We start from the raw sequence: 14926 nt of genomic DNA, 5'->3' as shown, positions 1-14926 counted from the left end.
CCGCGGATCGATAGGGTGGGAAGGTATCCATCCCCGAAGATCACCGATCACCGATCGCCAGGAGCTGCCATGAGCGCTGCGACCCCCGCTGGAGGACTCGACTCGGCGGGCCGCTCCTGGCCCGCCGTCCTGGACGGCCTGCTGAGCGGCCGCGACCAGAGCGCGGAGGACACCGCCTGGGCGATGGACCGCATCCTGCGCGGCGAGGCCACCGCCGCGCAGATCGCCGGCTTCGTCGTCGCCCTGCGGGCCAAGGGCGAGACCGTCGAGGAGATCACCGGCCTCGTCCGGACCATGTACGAGCACGCCAGAACGATCGAGGTGCCCGGCCCGTCCGTGGACATCGTCGGCACCGGTGGCGACGGCGCCAAGACCGTCAACATCTCCACCATGTCGGCGATCGTGGTGGCCGGCACCGGCGCCAAGGTCGTCAAGCACGGCAACCGGGCCGCGTCCAGCGCCAGCGGCGCCTCCGACGTCCTGGAGAAGCTCGGCGTCAACCTGGAACTGACCCCGGCGCGGGTGGCCGAGGTCGCCGGCGAGGCCGGCATCACCTTCTGCTTCGCGGTGAAGTTCCACCCGGCGCTGCGCCATGTGGCGATGGCCCGCAAGGAGCTGGGCATCCGCACGGTCTTCAACTTCCTCGGACCGCTCACCAACCCGGCCCGGGTGCGGGCCCAGGCGACCGGCGTGGCCGACCCGCGGATGGCCCCGATCGTCGCCGGCGTCCTCGCCGAGCGCGGCTCCTCGGCGCTGGTCTTCCGCGGCGACGACGGTCTGGACGAGCTGACCACGACGGCGACCTCCCGGGTGTGGATCGTCCGGGACGGCACCGTCCGCGAGGAGTCCTTCGACCCGCGCGACGTCGGCATCGACATCGTCCCGGTGGAGGCCCTGCGCGGCGCCGACGCCTCGTACAACGCCGATGTGGCGCGCCGTCTGCTGGCCGGCGAGACCGGCCCGGTACGGGACGCGGTGCTGCTCAACTCGGCGGCGGCGCTCATCGCGCTGGAACCGGGGGAGGGCACCCTGACGGAGCAACTGCGCGTGGGCATGGCCAAGGCGGCCGAGTCCATCGACTCCGGCGCCGCCCGCCGGGCCCTGGAGCGCTGGATCGCCGCCAGCAACGCCTAGCAAGCGCCACCGCCCCCGTACGCGGTCTGTTACTCGGTCCCGCACAAGGCCCGTACGCGGCCCGCACGCAGCCCCGTTCCGAATGCCGGGACGGGGTTGCGTCGTCGTGATCGACTGGCATAGGTTCTGTGGCAGGTCATGAGTGACAGCGACAAAGCCCCGGCTGGCTGTCCGGCAACCCTCCGTCCGTGGCGGGGTGCCCCGGGTGAAGACCAGGCCGTACGAGCAGAAGCCTGCGGCAAGCGCGGACCCCTGCGCACAACCCTGGGGTCCTTGGTCCTCTAGGGAGCAGTGTCTCGTGAGCAAGCGAATGCGTTAGGGCCGTCGGCCCACTTCTTCACCGAACACCCGTACGGGGCACCCCTTTCCTCGCGCTGCCCCGCGGGCTCTTTCACGCCTTTTCGCGCCCCTTTTCCGCCGGGAGATACCGTCATGTCCGCATGCCCGAACGCCGCCGCCGCCACCGCCACCGTCTCCGCCGCCTCCGGTGAGTCCGCCGAGTCCGCCGCGTCGGCGGACCCCTGCTGCGCCGCCCCGCTGCCGGTCCTCGGCCGGGACGTCACCGTCCCGCTCGTCACCGGCGGCGAGGTCAGCTACGCGGCGCTCGACTACGCGGCCAGCGCCCCGGCCCTGCAGCGTGTGTGGGACGACGTCGCCGCGTACGCCCCGTACTACGGCAGCGTCCACCGCGGTGCCGGCTACCTCTCCCAGCTCTCCACGGACCTCTTCGAGAACAGCCGCGCCACCGTCGCCGAGTTCCTCGACTGCCGCCCCGACGACCAGGTGGTCTTCACCCGCTCCACCACCGACTCGCTCAACCTGCTCGCCCAGGTGATCCCCGCCGACTGCCAGGTCTTCGTCTTCGAGACCGAGCACCACGCCTCCCTGCTGCCCTGGCGCGACGCCCGGGTCACCTACCTCAACGCCCCGCGCACCCCGCGCCAGGCCGTCGAGACGCTGGAGCGGGCGCTCGCCGACCGCGACCCCTACGGCCCCGCCCTGGTCTGCGTGACCGGCGCCTCCAACGTCACCGGCGAGCTGTGGCCGGTGCGGGAACTCGCCGCCGCCGCGCACGCCCACGGCGCCCGGATCGTCCTCGACGCCGCCCAGCTCGCGCCCCACCACCCTGTCTCCGTACAGGAGTTGGACGTCGACTGGATCGCCTTCTCCGGGCACAAGCTGTACGCCCCGTTCGGCTCCGGCGTCCTCGCCGGACGCGCCGACTGGCTCCAGGACTCCGAGCCCTACCTCGCCGGCGGCGGCGCCTCCCGCACGGTGGCCCGCCGGGCCGACGGCGGGGTCGACGTGGAGTGGCACACCACCGCGGCCCGGCACGAGGCCGGCTCGCCCAACGTCATCGGCGTCTACTCCATCGCCTCCGCCTGCAAGGCGCTCACCGAGGCCGGCTTCGACCAGCTCGTCGCCCGTGAGCGGCACCTGATCGCGAAGGTTCGCGAGGGCCTGGCCGAGGTGCCCGAGGTGCGGGTGCTCTCGCTCTTCGGGGACGACGCCCCCCGGGTCGGCGTCATCTCCTTCGTCGTGGACGGCTGGAACAGCTCCCACTTCGCCGCCGCGCTCTCCGCCGAGTACGGCATCGGCGTCCGCGACGGCCTGTTCTGCGCCCACCCGCTGGTGCGCACCCTGCTCGGCAGCGACCCGCAGGACCCGGGCGAGTGCGGCGCCCCGGAGGCGGCCCCCGGCGAGCGCTCCCTCAACGCCATCCGCGTCAGCTTCGGCGCGGGGACGCCCGACGAGCACGTGGATCGGTTCGTCGGCGCGGTGAGGCAGCTGGTGCGCGAGGGCGCCCAGTGGAAGTACCGCACCGAGGACGGCCGCTGCGTGCCCGACCGCGGCTGAGCTCCTTCCCCCGTACGAGTGAAGCCGGCCTCCCGTGCGGGAGAGGCCGGCTTCACCGTGTGTGCGGGGTGCCGCGGGCCGGAGCCCGCGGGCTCAGGACTCCAGGCCGATGGCGAAGGCCGCGTCCAGGTCGTTCTGGGAGTAGGCGCGGAAGGCGACATGGGTGTCGGTGCCCTCGACGCCGGGGATCTTGCTGATCTTCCCGGGGATGACGTCGGCGAGGTCGTCGTGGCGCGGCACCCGGACCATGGCGATCAGGTCGTACGTCCCGGTCACCGAGAAGACCTCGCTGACGCAGTCGATCGAGGCGATGGACTCCGCGATCTCGGGAATGCGGTCCACGCTGGTCTTGATGAGCACGATCGCGGTGATCACGGCTGGCTTTCTCCCTCGGTGGCCGCGGCTGGTGGCTTCACCTTAACGCCACCTCTGTACCGGCCCCACGCGTAGAGGAAGCCGATCGCGAACCCCACCACGTGCGCCAGGTACGCCACCCCCGGCCCCGCCCCGGCCGAGCGGGCCGCCAGCCACTGGAGCACGAACCAGAAGATCAGCACGATCCAGGCCGGGAATCTCAGCGGCAGGAAGAAGAGGAAGGGGAAGAGGCTGGTCACCCGGGAGCGCGGGAAGAGATAGAGGAAGGCCCCGAGCACCCCCGAGATCGCCCCCGACGCCCCCACCAGTGTCTGTGTGCTGTCCGCGTGCGCCGCCGCGTAGCCGAGCAGCGCCAGACCGCCGCACCCCAGATAGAACAGGGCGAACTCGGCCGGCCCCATCCGCTCCTCGGCCATCGCGCCGAAGACGTACAGGAACAGCATGTTCCCGAGCAGGTGCAGCCAGCTGCCGTGCACGAAGAGCGCGGTCAGCGGGGTGAGCAGGGCGCGCGGCCGTCCGTTCACCAGCTCGGCCGGGATCACGCCCCAGCGTTCGAAGTACGCGCCCTGCGCCGCCAGCAGCCGGTCGCCGGTGCCGTACCCCGGGTTGAGCCCCGACACCGGGCTCATGGCGAAGAGCAGGACGCACAGCGCGATGAGGCCGTACGTCACGGTGGGCCCGTTCCGGGTCCCGTGCCACGCGCCGAGGGCCGTGCGCCGCCAGTCGATCATGGACAGATCATGGCGTACCGGGGTCCACCTGGACAGAGTGCCTCGCCGTGACACGGGGTACCCGCGAGGCCGTAGGGTTACGGGCAGACTTCCGCAGTCCGACGGCGCACCGCGGTCCCGTACAACCCCGGAATTCCAGGGAAAGCCCAGAAAGAGGCGGCACGATGACGACGGTTCCCCTGCCGACCCCGGAGACCCGCTGGCGTTGCACGCTCTGCGGCAACCTGACCCGTTTCGACGTCACGCGGTCCTCCAAGGTCGTCGAGTACGTCCATCTGGACCTCGCCGGTGAGCCCAAGGTCGAGGAACGCGAGGTGGTCAGTGAGACCATCGAGTCGGTCCGCTGCCGCTGGTGCAACGCGGTGGACCAGATCGAACTGGTGGACAGGCCGGGTTCCGCTTCCTGAGAAGCGGCCCGCGAGGGCGACGACGACAGGGAAGTGGGGTGACGGATCGTGGCGCAGCCCGCGCACGGTGAAGAACCGACGGGCTCGGCGGACGACGCCGCCGAGGCGCTCGACCGGCCGCTGCCCGAGCCCGTACGGCGCAAGGTGGTCGCGCTGGTCGCGGACGCCTTCGGCGGCCTGACCGTCGCCGAGCTCCCCGGACCGCTGCGTCAGTACGCCCGCTTCACCGCCTCCCGGCGGGCCAAGTTCGCCGGGAACGCGATGGCGGCCGCCCTGGAGAGCGACCCCCTGTTCCGGCAGCGGATCGGCGAGCGCTTCAAGGAGGCCGAGCCCGAACTGGCCGGCGCCGTCGAGTCCGGCTCCCCGCCCGCCGCCGCCGACCCCGTCGACGTGGCCGCGGCCGCCTACGTGCTGCGCCCGGCCGGCTGGGGCAAGCTGGTCGCCGCCGCCGGCGAGGAGGCCGAGCGCGCCGACGCCGAGCGCGCCGACGAGGCCGGCCGGCGCGAACTGGAGCGGCTGCGCGAGGAGGTCGCGCACGCCCGGGAGCGCGCCCGGTCCGAGACCGAGCAGCTGCGCCACGACCTGGAGGCGGCCCGCAAGGAAGCGGAATCGCTTCACCGCAAGCTGCGCAGCGCCCAGAGCGACGTGAAGCGCGGCGAGGCGGCGCTGCGGCGCGTCCAGGCCGAGATCGACTCGGCCAGGACCGAGTCCGCCGCCCAGGTCTCCGCCGCCGAGAGCGAGAGCCGGCGGCTCAAGGCCCGGCTCGGCGAGGTGGAGGCGGCCCTGGAGACCAGCCGCCGCGCCGCCCGCGAGGGCCGCTCGGTGGAGGACATGCGGCTGCGGCTGCTCCTGGACACCGTGCTCGACGCCGCCCAGGGGCTGCGCCGCGAACTGGCCCTGCCGCCGGTCTCGATGCATCCCGCGGACACCGTGGACGCGGTGGAGCCGGGCCGCATGTCGCCGAAGGACATCGCGGCCCGCGCGCTGTCCGAGACCGACCCGGCGCTCCTGGACCAGCTCCTCGAACTGCCCCAGGCGCACCTGGTGGTGGACGGCTACAACGTCACCAAGACCGGCTACCCGACGATGCCGCTGGAGAAGCAGCGGCTGCGGCTGCTCGGCGGTCTGTCCGCCCTCGCGGCCCGCTCGGGCGCCGAGATCACCTGTGTCTTCGACGGGGCCGAGCTCGCCGCCCCGGTGCTGCTCGCGCCGCCGCGCGGGGTGCGGGTGCTGTTCTCCAAGCCCGGTGTCACGGCCGACGAGTTGATCCGTCAGCTGGTCCGGGCCGAGCCGCCGGGCCGTCCCGTGGTGGTGGTCTCCACCGACCGCGAAGTGGCCGACGGGGTCGCCAAGTCCGGTGCGCGCCCGGTCGCGTCCGCCTTGTTGCTGAAGCGGCTTTCGCGTCTCACGTGAAGGATCGTAACGTCTGCGCCTGATGTCCTTTTTCTGGTCCGCGCAGGGTCAAGTGACCATTACTGCCTGTGTGATGTGTGCGAATACTTTGTTGCCCGAGCGAGATTTTGCCTATCGGGATTTGAACTGATCACAAGATGGTCACTAGGGTCGGGGTTCGAACCTTCGCGCGGTTGATCATCCATCCGGGATGGCGGCGAGGGGCCCGCCTGCCGCTTACCCGGTCGGCGGCTGAAGGAAGAAGGAGCTCGCCTTCGTGGCGTCCCACCGTCGACCCAAGCAGCCGAGCCGCACCCGTGTGACCGTGCTCACCGCCACCGCCGGCCTCGCCGTCGCGATCTCCGCCCAGAGCGGCGCCTCCGCGGCCCCCGCCAAGCCGAAGATCGACGAGGTCAAGTCCAAGGTCGACAAGCTCTACCACGAGGCCGAAGAGGCCACGGAGCAGGCCAACCTCGCCGAGGAGCGCCGCGGCAAGCTCCACAAGGAGATCGACGCCCTCCAGGACAAGGTCGCCCGCGGCCAGCAGGACCTCAACACCCTGCGTGGGCAGATCGGTTCGGTCGCCAGCGCCCAGTACCGCTCCGGCGGCATCGACCCGGCGCTCCAGCTCTTCCTCTCCGCCGACCCGGACACCTATCTCGACAAGGCGTCCGCGATCGACCAGCTCGGCGCCAAGCAGGCCGACGTGCTCCAGTCGATCCAGGCCAAGCAGCGCACCCTCGCCCAGGAGCGCACCGAGGCCGCGACCAAGCTGGCCGACCTCGAGGACGTCCGCAAGACGCTCAACGAGAAGAAGAACAAGGCCACCGCCAAGCTGGCCGAGGCCCGCAAGCTGCTCAACACGCTGACGACCGCCGAGCGCGCCAAGATGCAGCAGGACGAGCAGCGCGCCAGCCGCGACGCCGGCGACCGCGTCGAGCTCGGCAACGAGGTGCCCGCCTCCGAGCGCGGCGCCGCCGCCCTCAACGCCGCCGCCACCCGCATCGGCAAGCCGTACTTCCGCGGCGCCACGGGCCCGAACTCCTTCGACTGCTCGGGTCTGACGCAGTGGGCCTACCGCCAGGCCAACGTCTCGCTCACCCGCACCACCTACACGCAGCAGAACGACGGCGTGAAGATCGGCCGCAGCCAGCTCAAGCCGGGCGACCTGGTCTTCTTCAACAACCTGTCGCACGTGGGCCTGTACGCGGGCAACAACACCATCCTGCACGCCCCGAAGCCGGGCGCCTACGTCCGCTACGAGTCGATGGACTACATGGGCACCTTCCAGTTCGGCGTCCGTATCTGACGCGACGGCGGCTGCCCTCCGAACGGGTGGTTCGCCGGATCCTGGACTGACGTGACGCCCCGCCGGTGACCTGTGGTCACGGGCGGGGCGTCACTTTGCGTGTCCGGCGGCTTCGTTGGACCTGGGGTGATCACCGGCTACTGTCTGCCGCGCCAGTCCGTCGAACCGAACGGAGCGCGTTCCGTGGCGTCCCACCGACGACCCGCCAGGGTCACCGTCCTCACCGCAGCCGCGGCCACCGCGGCCACGGCCCTCGGTGCCGTCCCCGCGCACGCCGACCCGGGCGCCGCCGGCCCCGAGGCCACCCGCGCCACCGTCGACCGCCTCTTCGAGGAGGCCGAGAAGGCCACCGAGGGCTACAACCAGGCCGACGAGAAGGCCGACCGGCTGCGCAGGACCGTCTCGCTCGCGCAGGACGGCCTCGCCCGCGGCCAGGAGCGCGTCAACCGCATGCGCGGCGCGCTCGGTTCGGTGGCCGGCGCCCAGTACCGCTCCGGCGGCATCGACCCGGCCCTCGCCCTGCTGCTCTCCTCCGACCCGGAGACCTACCTCGACCGGGCCTCGGTGCTCGACCGGGCCACCGCCCGCCAGGGCGCCGCCCTCGCCGAACTCCGCCGCGAGCTGCGCAAGCTGGCCCAGGAGCGCACGGAAGCGGGCCGCGCCCTCGCCGAACTGGAGCGCAGCAGAACCGAGGTGGCCCGGCACAAGCGCACCGTCGAGCGGAAGCTGACCGAGGCCCGCCGGGTGCTCGCCTCGCTCTCCGCCGACGAGCGGGCCGGCTACGAGCGGGCCTCCCGCTCCGGCCGCGACTCCCTCGACGACGCGCTCCCGCCGCTCGCCGACCTCGGCCCCTCCCGGGCCGCCGCCGCGGTGATCGCCGCCCGCAGCGCCATCGGCAAGCCGTACGTGTGGGGCGCCACCGGCCCCTCCGCCTTCGACTGCTCGGGCCTGATGGTCTGGTCGTACCGGCAGGCCGGGATCGCCCTGCCCCGCACCTCCTCCGCGCAGCGGTCCGCCGGCCGCCGGGTGCCGCTCTCCCAGGCGCAGCCCGGCGACCTCGTCACGTACCGCAGCGACGCCAGCCATGTGGCCATCTACGCCGGCAACGGGCAGGTCATCCACGCGCCCTACCCGGGCGCCCGGGTCCGCTACGACCCGGTGAACATGATGTCCCACGTCACCGTGACCCGGGTCTGAGCGGCCGGCCGGGGCCCGCCGCCGCCCCCGCCCCGTACGATCGGGGGCGTGGCAGGTCAGGGGAGCGGAAGGGCGCGCGGCGCGGCCGTGTGCCTGGCGGCGGCCCTGCTGGTGCTGACCGGCTGCACGGCTCCCGCCCCCGCGGACCCCGCGCCCGGGCAGATCCAGCACCTGCTCGACCGGCACGCGCGGGCGCTGCGCGACCGGGACGCGGCCGCCTATCTCGCGGCCCTCGACCCCGCGCTCGCACCCGCCGCCCGCACCGAGTTCGACCGGCTCGCGACGCTCCCGCTGGACGGCTGGCGGTACCGGGTCACCGACGTCGACCGGACCGGCGGCGGCCGGGCCACCGCCAGGGCCGAGCTCGGCTACCGGATCAAGGGCTACGACTCCGGGCCGGTCACCGCCGAGCGGGTCCTGGAGCTCGCCGAACGCGACGGGCGCTGGTACGTCACCGGCGACCGCCCCGCCGAGGGCGCCCCGCAGCAGCTGTGGCAGCAGGGCGAGGTGCGGACCGTGACCGGCCGGCGCAGCCTCGTCCTCGGCGTGGGCCAGAGCCCCGAGCGGCTGCGCGAGATCGCGGCCGAGGCGGACCGGGCGGTGCCCGCCGTCGGGGACGCCTGGCACGGGAAGTGGGCCGGCCGGATCGTGGTCCTGGTGCCCGCCTCCGTCGAGGCGATGGGCGGGCTGCTCGGCGCGCCGGCCGCCTCCTACCGGGGCATCGCGGCCGTCACGACCGGCGAGAGCGGCGGCGGCCCGTCGGCCCCCGCCGACCGGGTCATCGTCAACCCCGACGCGTACGCGACGCTCGGCTCCTTCGGCCGGCAGCTGGTCCTCACCCATGAGACCACCCATGTCGCGACCCGCGTCCAGACCACGAAGGCCACCCCGGTCTGGCTCTCCGAGGGCTTCGCCGACTGGATCGCCTACCGGGGCACCGGCCGCACCGCCGCCCAGGCCGCCCCCGAACTGCGCCGCGCGGTCCAGGCGGGCGACGCGCCCGCCGCCCTGCCCGACGACAAGGACTTCACCTTCGGCGGCGACCAGGAAGCGATGGCCCGCGCCTACGAGGGCGGCTGGCTGGCCTGCGAGCTGATCGCCGCGCACTGGGGCGAGGCGAAGCTGACCGCGTTCTACCGGGCGGTCGGCGCCCACCCGCAGCGCGAGGGCGCCCTGGAGAAGGCGCTGAAGGACGTCCTGGGCACCACCCCGGAGGAGTTCACGGCGAGCTGGCGCACGTATGTGGGGGAGCGGCTCGCCTAGGAGCTCCGCTCCGGTGTCCGGGAGGGCCGGTCACTGCGCACCGTCGCCGAGGGCGTCAGGAGGAGGCCGGGACCGGGGTCTTCTCCCGCTCCGCGGGGGCCGGGGCCGGGGCCGGCACCGCCACCGGCGTCAGGCGCGGCTCCGTCACCGTCTGGCGCCACAGGATCCTGCAGGCCGACAGACAGGCCGCGACGAGCAGGCCGTTGCGGACCAGGAGCAGCGCGATGCCCAGCGGGTCGCTGTGCGAGACGTGCGAGAACCACACCGGGAACTCGAACTGCGTCACCGCCGTCGCCCACAGCACCAGATGCGCGGGCCGCCGCATCCGGCTGGCCCGGTAGACCAGGCACACCGCCGCCAGGCCCACCAGCCAGATCATGTACTGGGGGCTGATCACCCGGCTCGTCGTCACGAACAGCAGCACCGCGACGAAGGCCGCGTCCGCCGTCGTGGTCGTGGCGAAGCGGCGGGTCCGCAGCCGCCACACCAGGAGCCAGCCGAAGGCGGCGAACGTCAGCACCATCGCCGCCGTGGACACCGCGGAGACCCCCGGGCCCAGGAACTCGATCGAGCCGTAGTTCATCCGCGCCTCGCCCTCCCAGCCGAAGTTCTTCGCCACATGGAAGACGAGCGCGCCCAGCGACTCGACCTCGGTGCCCCGGTCCCGCTGGAAGCCGAGGAAGGCGAGCGCCCCGGGCGCCGCGAGCACGCACAGCAGCAGCACCCCGGCCGCCGTGCCGACCGCCGTCGGCCAGGAGCGCAGGGTGGCCCGGCCGCGCGCGGTGCCCGCGAGCAGCAGCACCGGCCAGACCTTCAGCATCGCCCCGAACCCGGCCAGCGCGCCGAGCACCGCAGGCCTGCGCACCGCCGCCAGGAGGCCCGCCACCGCCACCGCCGTCACCATCAGGTCGTAGCGCGCGTACGCGGTCGGCCCGAGCAGCGCGACACCGGCGATCCACAGCCACGCCCCGCGCATCGAGCGGCCCGGCCGCCGCCCCGCGTACACGAGCAGCCCGAAGACGACGGCGTCGCACGCCAGGCTGAGCACGAAGAAGGCGGCCGAGTAGCCGAGGAAGGGCAGCAGGGCGGGGGAGAGGATCGCCAGCGCGGCGGCCGGCGGGTACTGCCAGGTGACGTCGTCCAGCGGGAACGTGCCGGTCCGCAGGACCTCGTACCAGCCCTGGTAGATCTGCTCGACGTCGCTCGTCACGTCCGGGCCCGGGATCACCACGACCTTGAAGACGCAGAGCAGCAACAGGACCCGGGTGACGGCCCAGATGCCGACGGGCAGCCGCAGCCGTTCGCGTGCCGGGCGGTCCGGTGCCGTCGTGCCCACTGCGCCCGTCATACCTGTCCTGTTCCTGTCCTGTCGGTCCGCCGGGGCGGAGGGTGGTGGTGCCGGGCTGGGGCCGGGGCCACGGTACTGTCGGCCACGATGCACAAGACCCTGATCGTAACCAACGACTTCCCGCCGCGCCCCGGTGGAATCCAGGCCTTCCTGCACAACATGGCGCTGCGCCTGGATCCCGAGCGGATCGTCGTCTACGCGTCCACGTGGAAGCGCAGCCGTGAGGGCATCGAGGCGACCGCCGCGTTCGACGCGGAACAGCCTTTCACGGTCGTCCGCGACCGCACCACCATGCTGCTCCCGACACCTCGGGTCACCGCCCGGGCCACCGCGCTGCTGCGCGAGCACGGCTGCGAGTCCGTCTGGTTCGGCGCGGCCGCCCCGCTCGGCCTGATGGCCCCCGCCCTGCGCCGCGCGGGCGCCCGGCGTCTGGTCGCCACCACCCACGGCCACGAGGCGGGCTGGGCCCAGCTGCCGGCCTCCCGGCAGCTGCTGCGGAGGATCGGCGAGGGCACCGACACGATCACCTACCTCGGCGAGTACACCCGCTCCCGGATCGCCGCCGCGCTCACCCCGGCCGCCGCCGGGCGCATGGTGCAGCTCCCGCCGGGCGTCGACGAGAAGACCTTCCACCCCGACTCGGGCGGCGCCGAGGTGCGCGAGCGGCTCGGGCTCAGCGACCGCCCGGTGGTCGTGTGCGTCTCCCGGCTGGTCCCGCGCAAGGGCCAGGACACGCTGATCCAGGCCATGCCCGAGATCCTGCGCCGGGTGCCGGACGCGGTCCTGCTGATCGTCGGCGGCGGCCCGTACGAGCCGGAGCTGCGCAAGCTGGCGGCCCGCACCGGCGTGGCCGCCTCCGTGCGGTTCACCGGCGCCGTGCCGTGGGCGGAGCTGCCCGCGCACTACGGGGCGGGCGACGTCTTCGCGATGCCCTGCCGCACCCGCCGCGGCGGCCTCGACGTCGAGGGCCTCGGCATCGTCTACCTGGAGGCCTCGGCCACCGGCCTGCCGGTGGTCGCGGGCGACTCCGGCGGCGCCCCGGACGCCGTCCTCGACGGCGAGACCGGCTGGGTCGTCCGCGGCGGCGTCCCCGAGGAGTCCGCCGACCGCATCGCCACCCTCCTCCTCGACCCCGAGTTGCGCGCCCGCATGGGCGAGCGCGGCCGCCGCTGGGTCGAGGAGCGCTGGCGCTGGGACCTGCTGGCCGAACGGCTGAGGGAACTGCTCTAGCGGGTGCCTCGGGCGGGGGCGGCCGGTCCGGCCTCCCCCGCCCGCCCGGCTAGCCGGGCAGGTAGTCGGTCAGGGCGCAGCCGTCGACGAGCAGCTTCTCGTTGCGGTAGCCGTCGGGGACCTTGAAGCCCTTCTCGCAGGTGAAGAGGAGGACGCCGGAGTCGAGCAGCGCCTTGGCGGTCTTCTCGTCGCCGGGGAACAGCGCGAAGTCCTGCCCGACCAGCACCCGCACGCCCTTGCCCTTGGCGGCGGCGGCCTTGTTCGCCTGCTGGAACTTCTCCATGTCGGAGACGGACGCCAGCGTGACGGTGTCCTTGTCGTCGTCGCCGCACACCCCGCGCTCGGATATCGCCCAGGCCGGGTCCGCGGCCTGCTCGCGCAGGGCGCCGCCGCCGTTGGTGCGCAGGTCGCTGCACATGGTGTGGGCGCCGACCAGTTTCTCCATCGCCGCCATGTCGCCGGCCGCGGGCAGCCCCGCGTCCTCGCCCCAGGCGCTGCTGCACCCGGTGAGCGTGACGAGGGCGGTGAGAGCCGTGCCCAGGACGGCGGCGGTGCGCTTGAGCCGCATGACTTCCTGCTTCCGTTTCGTATCGGTGTGGCGGCACGTGACCTCCATGGGCCACATGACGGAATCGTCCGTTCCGATCCCGGCGCGCGCGAACGCCCCCGGCCGGCCCGCGTCGCGGGCCCGCCAGGGGCGCTCTGAGGGCTTGTCAGCCCTGGTAGATCGCCTCGATCTCGTCGGCGAAGTCCTTCGCCACCACGTTCCGCTTCAGCTTCAGCGACGGGGTGATGTGCCCCGCCTCCTCGGTGAACTGCGCGGACAGGATACGGAACTTCCGCACCGACTCCGCCTTCGAGACCGCCGCGTTGCCGTCGTCGACCGCGCGCTGCACCTCGGCGAGCAGCTCCGGGTCGTCGCGCAGCGTCGCCGCCGTCGCGCCGGCCGGCTTGCCGTGCTCGGCCGCCCAACGGCCCAGGAACTCCTCGTCGATGGTGACGAGCGCGCCCACGAACGGGCGTCCGTCGCCGACCACCATGCACTCGGCGACCAGGGCGTGCGCCCGGATCCGGTCCTCGATGACCGCCGGGGCGACGTTCTTGCCGCCCGCCGTCACCAGGATCTCCTTCTTGCGGCCGGTGATCGAGAGGTAGCCGTCCTCGTCGAGGGTGCCGATGTCGCCGGTGTGGAACCAGCCGTCCGCCAGCGCCTCGGCCGTCGCGGCCTCGTTGTTCCAGTAGCCGGAGAAGATGTGCTCGCCGTGCAGCAGCACCTCGCCGTCGTCGGCGATCCGCACCACCGAACCCGGCAGCGGCTGCCCGACCGTGCCGATCTTCTGCCGGTCCCACGGGTTGAACGTGGTCGCCGCGCAGGACTCCGTCAGGCCGTAGCCCTCCAGGACCGTGAAGCCGATGCCGCGGAAGAAGTGCCCGAGCCGCTCGCCCAGCGGCGCGCCGCCCGAGATCGCGTACTCGCCCCGGCCGCCGAGGACCGCGCGCAGCTTCGAGAAGACCAGCTTGTCGAAGACCTTGTGCTTCAGCTTCAGACCGAAGGACGGACCCTGCGGGGTGCTCAGCGCCCGGCTGTACGCGATGGCCGTGTGCGCGGCCTTGTCGAAGATCTTGCCCTTGCCGTCCGCCTGCGCCTTGGCCCGCGCCGAGTTGTAGACCTTCTCGAAGACCCGCGGCACACCGAGGATCAGCGTCGGCCGGAAGGAGGCCAGCTCGTCGGTGAGGTTCTTGATGTCGGGCAGGCAGCCCAGCTTGATCGGCGCCATCACGGAGGCGATCTCGACCAGCCGGCCGAAGACGTGCGCGGCAGGCAGGAACAGCAGGACCGAGCACTCGCCCGTACGGAACAGCGGCTTCAGCCGCTCGACGATGTTGCCGCACTCGGCGAAGAAGGCGCGGTGCGTCAGCACACAGCCCTTGGGGCGGCCCGTGGTGCCCGAGGTGTAGACGATCGTGGCCGGGTCGTCCGCGTGCGCGGAGGACATCCGGCGGTCGAGCTCCTCGTCGGAGACCTCCGCACCGCTCTCCGTCAGCCGCGCGACGGCGTCCGCGTCGATCTGCCAGATGCCCTTGAGGTCCGGCAGACCGGCCCGGACCGAGGCCACCGAGGCCTCGTGCGCGGCGGACTCGACGAGGGCGAGCGAGGCGCCCGAGTCGCCGAGGATCCACTGGATCTGCTCCGGCGAGCTGGTCTCGTACACCGGCACCGTCACGGCGCCCGCGCTCCAGATCGCGAAGTCGAGGAGTACCCACTCGTAGCGGGTGCGGGAGAGCAGCGCGACCCGGTCGCCGGGCTCGACACCGGCGGCGATGAGGCCCTTGGCGGCCCCGCGGACCTCGGCGAGGAACTGCTTGGCGTTGACGTCGACCCAGCCGCCGGGCACCTTGCGTCCCATCACGGCGACGTCTGGGTGCTGTGCGGCGTTGCGGCGGATGAGATCCGTCAGGTTGCCGTCCGTGGGGACCTCGTACAGGGCCGGAAGGCTGAACTCGCGCAAGACTGCTGCTCCTCATCGGGCGCCGGCGCCACGGCTCTGTGTGATGCGTCGGTGCGGTCCAAGATCGGGCAGGTGCTCAGTGGGGGTGAGCACGACCGGACTGCCCGGACGTTACCCATCAGTACGCGGTTCCGGATAGGGGGTCCTGGCCAGATGTTCCATGCGTCACACGT

Annotated in this window: 13 protein-coding genes and 1 riboswitch; of the genes, 8 read left to right on the top strand and 5 right to left on the bottom strand. The window is 73.0% G+C overall.

Going from position 1 to position 14926, the window contains the following annotated elements:
• The first annotated feature begins 69 nt into the window (after nt 1-69).
• Both trpD and ACZ3ZE_RS01790 read left to right on the top strand, forming a co-directional pair.
• Nucleotides 70-1134: an anthranilate phosphoribosyltransferase gene (trpD, locus tag ACZ3ZE_RS01795; RefSeq protein ID WP_361163971.1), complete on the top strand. Its 1065-nt coding sequence runs from the start codon at nt 70-72 to the stop codon at nt 1132-1134.
• Between the two features lie 134 nt (nt 1135-1268).
• A riboswitch (SAM riboswitch) is annotated at nt 1269-1385 on the top strand.
• 181 nt (nt 1386-1566) lie between these two features.
• Entirely contained in the window at nt 1567-2991 is a 1425-nt protein-coding gene (locus tag ACZ3ZE_RS01790) for an aminotransferase class V-fold PLP-dependent enzyme (protein WP_363292998.1), read from the top strand.
• Nucleotides 2992-3084: 93 nt separating this feature from the next.
• Here ACZ3ZE_RS01790 and ACZ3ZE_RS01785 read toward each other — a convergent pair whose 3' ends face one another.
• A complete protein-coding gene (locus tag ACZ3ZE_RS01785) occupies nt 3085-3366 on the bottom strand; it encodes an Lrp/AsnC family transcriptional regulator (RefSeq protein ID WP_361163975.1) in 282 nt (93 codons plus the stop codon).
• On the bottom strand, nt 3363-4097 hold the full coding sequence (locus tag ACZ3ZE_RS01780; protein WP_361163977.1) for a rhomboid family intramembrane serine protease: 735 nt from the start codon (nt 4095-4097) through the stop codon (nt 3363-3365). The genes ACZ3ZE_RS01785 and ACZ3ZE_RS01780 overlap by 4 nt, the downstream gene beginning before the upstream one ends.
• A 164-nt stretch (nt 4098-4261) precedes the next feature.
• Here ACZ3ZE_RS01780 and ACZ3ZE_RS01775 point away from each other — a divergent pair, with 164 nt between their 5' ends.
• From ACZ3ZE_RS01775 to ACZ3ZE_RS01755, 5 genes are all read left to right on the top strand, one after another.
• Entirely contained in the window at nt 4262-4504 is a 243-nt protein-coding gene (locus ACZ3ZE_RS01775; RefSeq protein WP_046908952.1) for a hypothetical protein, read from the top strand.
• A gap of 48 nt (nt 4505-4552) precedes the next feature.
• Nucleotides 4553-5917, top strand: a complete 1365-nt coding sequence (locus ACZ3ZE_RS01770; RefSeq protein WP_467256994.1) for an NYN domain-containing protein — start codon at nt 4553-4555, stop codon at nt 5915-5917.
• A 256-nt stretch (nt 5918-6173) separates the two neighbouring features.
• Complete coding sequence (locus tag ACZ3ZE_RS01765) at nt 6174-7205, top strand: C40 family peptidase (protein ID WP_361163982.1); 1032 nt, start codon at nt 6174-6176, stop codon at nt 7203-7205.
• Nucleotides 7206-7388: 183 nt separating this feature from the next.
• On the top strand, nt 7389-8402 hold the full coding sequence (locus ACZ3ZE_RS01760; RefSeq protein WP_361163984.1) for a C40 family peptidase: 1014 nt from the start codon (nt 7389-7391) through the stop codon (nt 8400-8402).
• A gap of 48 nt (nt 8403-8450) precedes the next feature.
• A complete protein-coding gene (locus ACZ3ZE_RS01755; protein ID WP_361163986.1) occupies nt 8451-9665 on the top strand; it encodes a hypothetical protein in 1215 nt (404 codons plus the stop codon).
• Between the two features lie 55 nt (nt 9666-9720).
• On the opposite strand, the gene ACZ3ZE_RS01750 is transcribed toward ACZ3ZE_RS01755, so the two are convergent.
• The gene (locus tag ACZ3ZE_RS01750) at nt 9721-11013 is read right to left on the bottom strand and encodes a glycosyltransferase 87 family protein (RefSeq protein ID WP_467256993.1); all 1293 of its coding nucleotides are present in this window, start codon (nt 11011-11013) and stop codon (nt 9721-9723) included.
• An 87-nt stretch (nt 11014-11100) separates the two neighbouring features.
• Here ACZ3ZE_RS01750 and ACZ3ZE_RS01745 point away from each other — a divergent pair, with 87 nt between their 5' ends.
• Nucleotides 11101-12243 carry a glycosyltransferase family 4 protein gene (locus ACZ3ZE_RS01745; protein WP_361163988.1) on the top strand — a complete coding sequence of 381 codons (1143 nt, stop codon included), beginning with the start codon at nt 11101-11103 and terminating at the stop codon, nt 12241-12243.
• Nucleotides 12244-12292: 49 nt separating this feature from the next.
• Here the strand turns inward: ACZ3ZE_RS01745 and ACZ3ZE_RS01740 are convergent, their stop codons facing one another.
• Together ACZ3ZE_RS01740 and ACZ3ZE_RS01735 are read right to left on the bottom strand one after the other, a co-directional pair.
• On the bottom strand, nt 12293-12811 hold the full coding sequence (locus ACZ3ZE_RS01740; protein WP_361163990.1) for a hypothetical protein: 519 nt from the start codon (nt 12809-12811) through the stop codon (nt 12293-12295).
• A 145-nt stretch (nt 12812-12956) separates the two neighbouring features.
• Nucleotides 12957-14753 carry an AMP-dependent synthetase/ligase gene (locus tag ACZ3ZE_RS01735; RefSeq protein ID WP_467256991.1) on the bottom strand — a complete coding sequence of 599 codons (1797 nt, stop codon included), beginning with the start codon at nt 14751-14753 and terminating at the stop codon, nt 12957-12959.
• Nucleotides 14754-14926: the final 173 nt, after the last annotated feature.

This window comes from Streptomyces sp. NPDC023157, from assembly GCF_055560575.1.
This window is presented reverse-complemented; position numbering and strand designations above follow the sequence as displayed.

Excerpts from the sequence above, each read along its gene's own strand:
- ACZ3ZE_RS01775 (WP_046908952.1), top strand. The coding sequence starts at position 4,262 with ATGACGACGGTTCCCCTGCCGACCCCGGAGACCCGCTGGCGTTGCACG.
- trpD (WP_361163971.1), top strand. The coding sequence starts at position 70 with ATGAGCGCTGCGACCCCCGCTGGAGGACTCGACTCGGCGGGCCGCTCC.
- ACZ3ZE_RS01780 (WP_361163977.1), bottom strand. The coding sequence starts at position 4,097 with ATGATCGACTGGCGGCGCACGGCCCTCGGCGCGTGGCACGGGACCCGG.
- ACZ3ZE_RS01750 (WP_467256993.1), bottom strand. The coding sequence starts at position 11,013 with ATGACGGGCGCAGTGGGCACGACGGCACCGGACCGCCCGGCACGCGAA.
- ACZ3ZE_RS01745 (WP_361163988.1), top strand. The coding sequence starts at position 11,101 with ATGCACAAGACCCTGATCGTAACCAACGACTTCCCGCCGCGCCCCGGT.
- ACZ3ZE_RS01790 (WP_363292998.1), top strand. The coding sequence starts at position 1,567 with ATGTCCGCATGCCCGAACGCCGCCGCCGCCACCGCCACCGTCTCCGCC.
- ACZ3ZE_RS01740 (WP_361163990.1), bottom strand. The coding sequence starts at position 12,811 with ATGCGGCTCAAGCGCACCGCCGCCGTCCTGGGCACGGCTCTCACCGCC.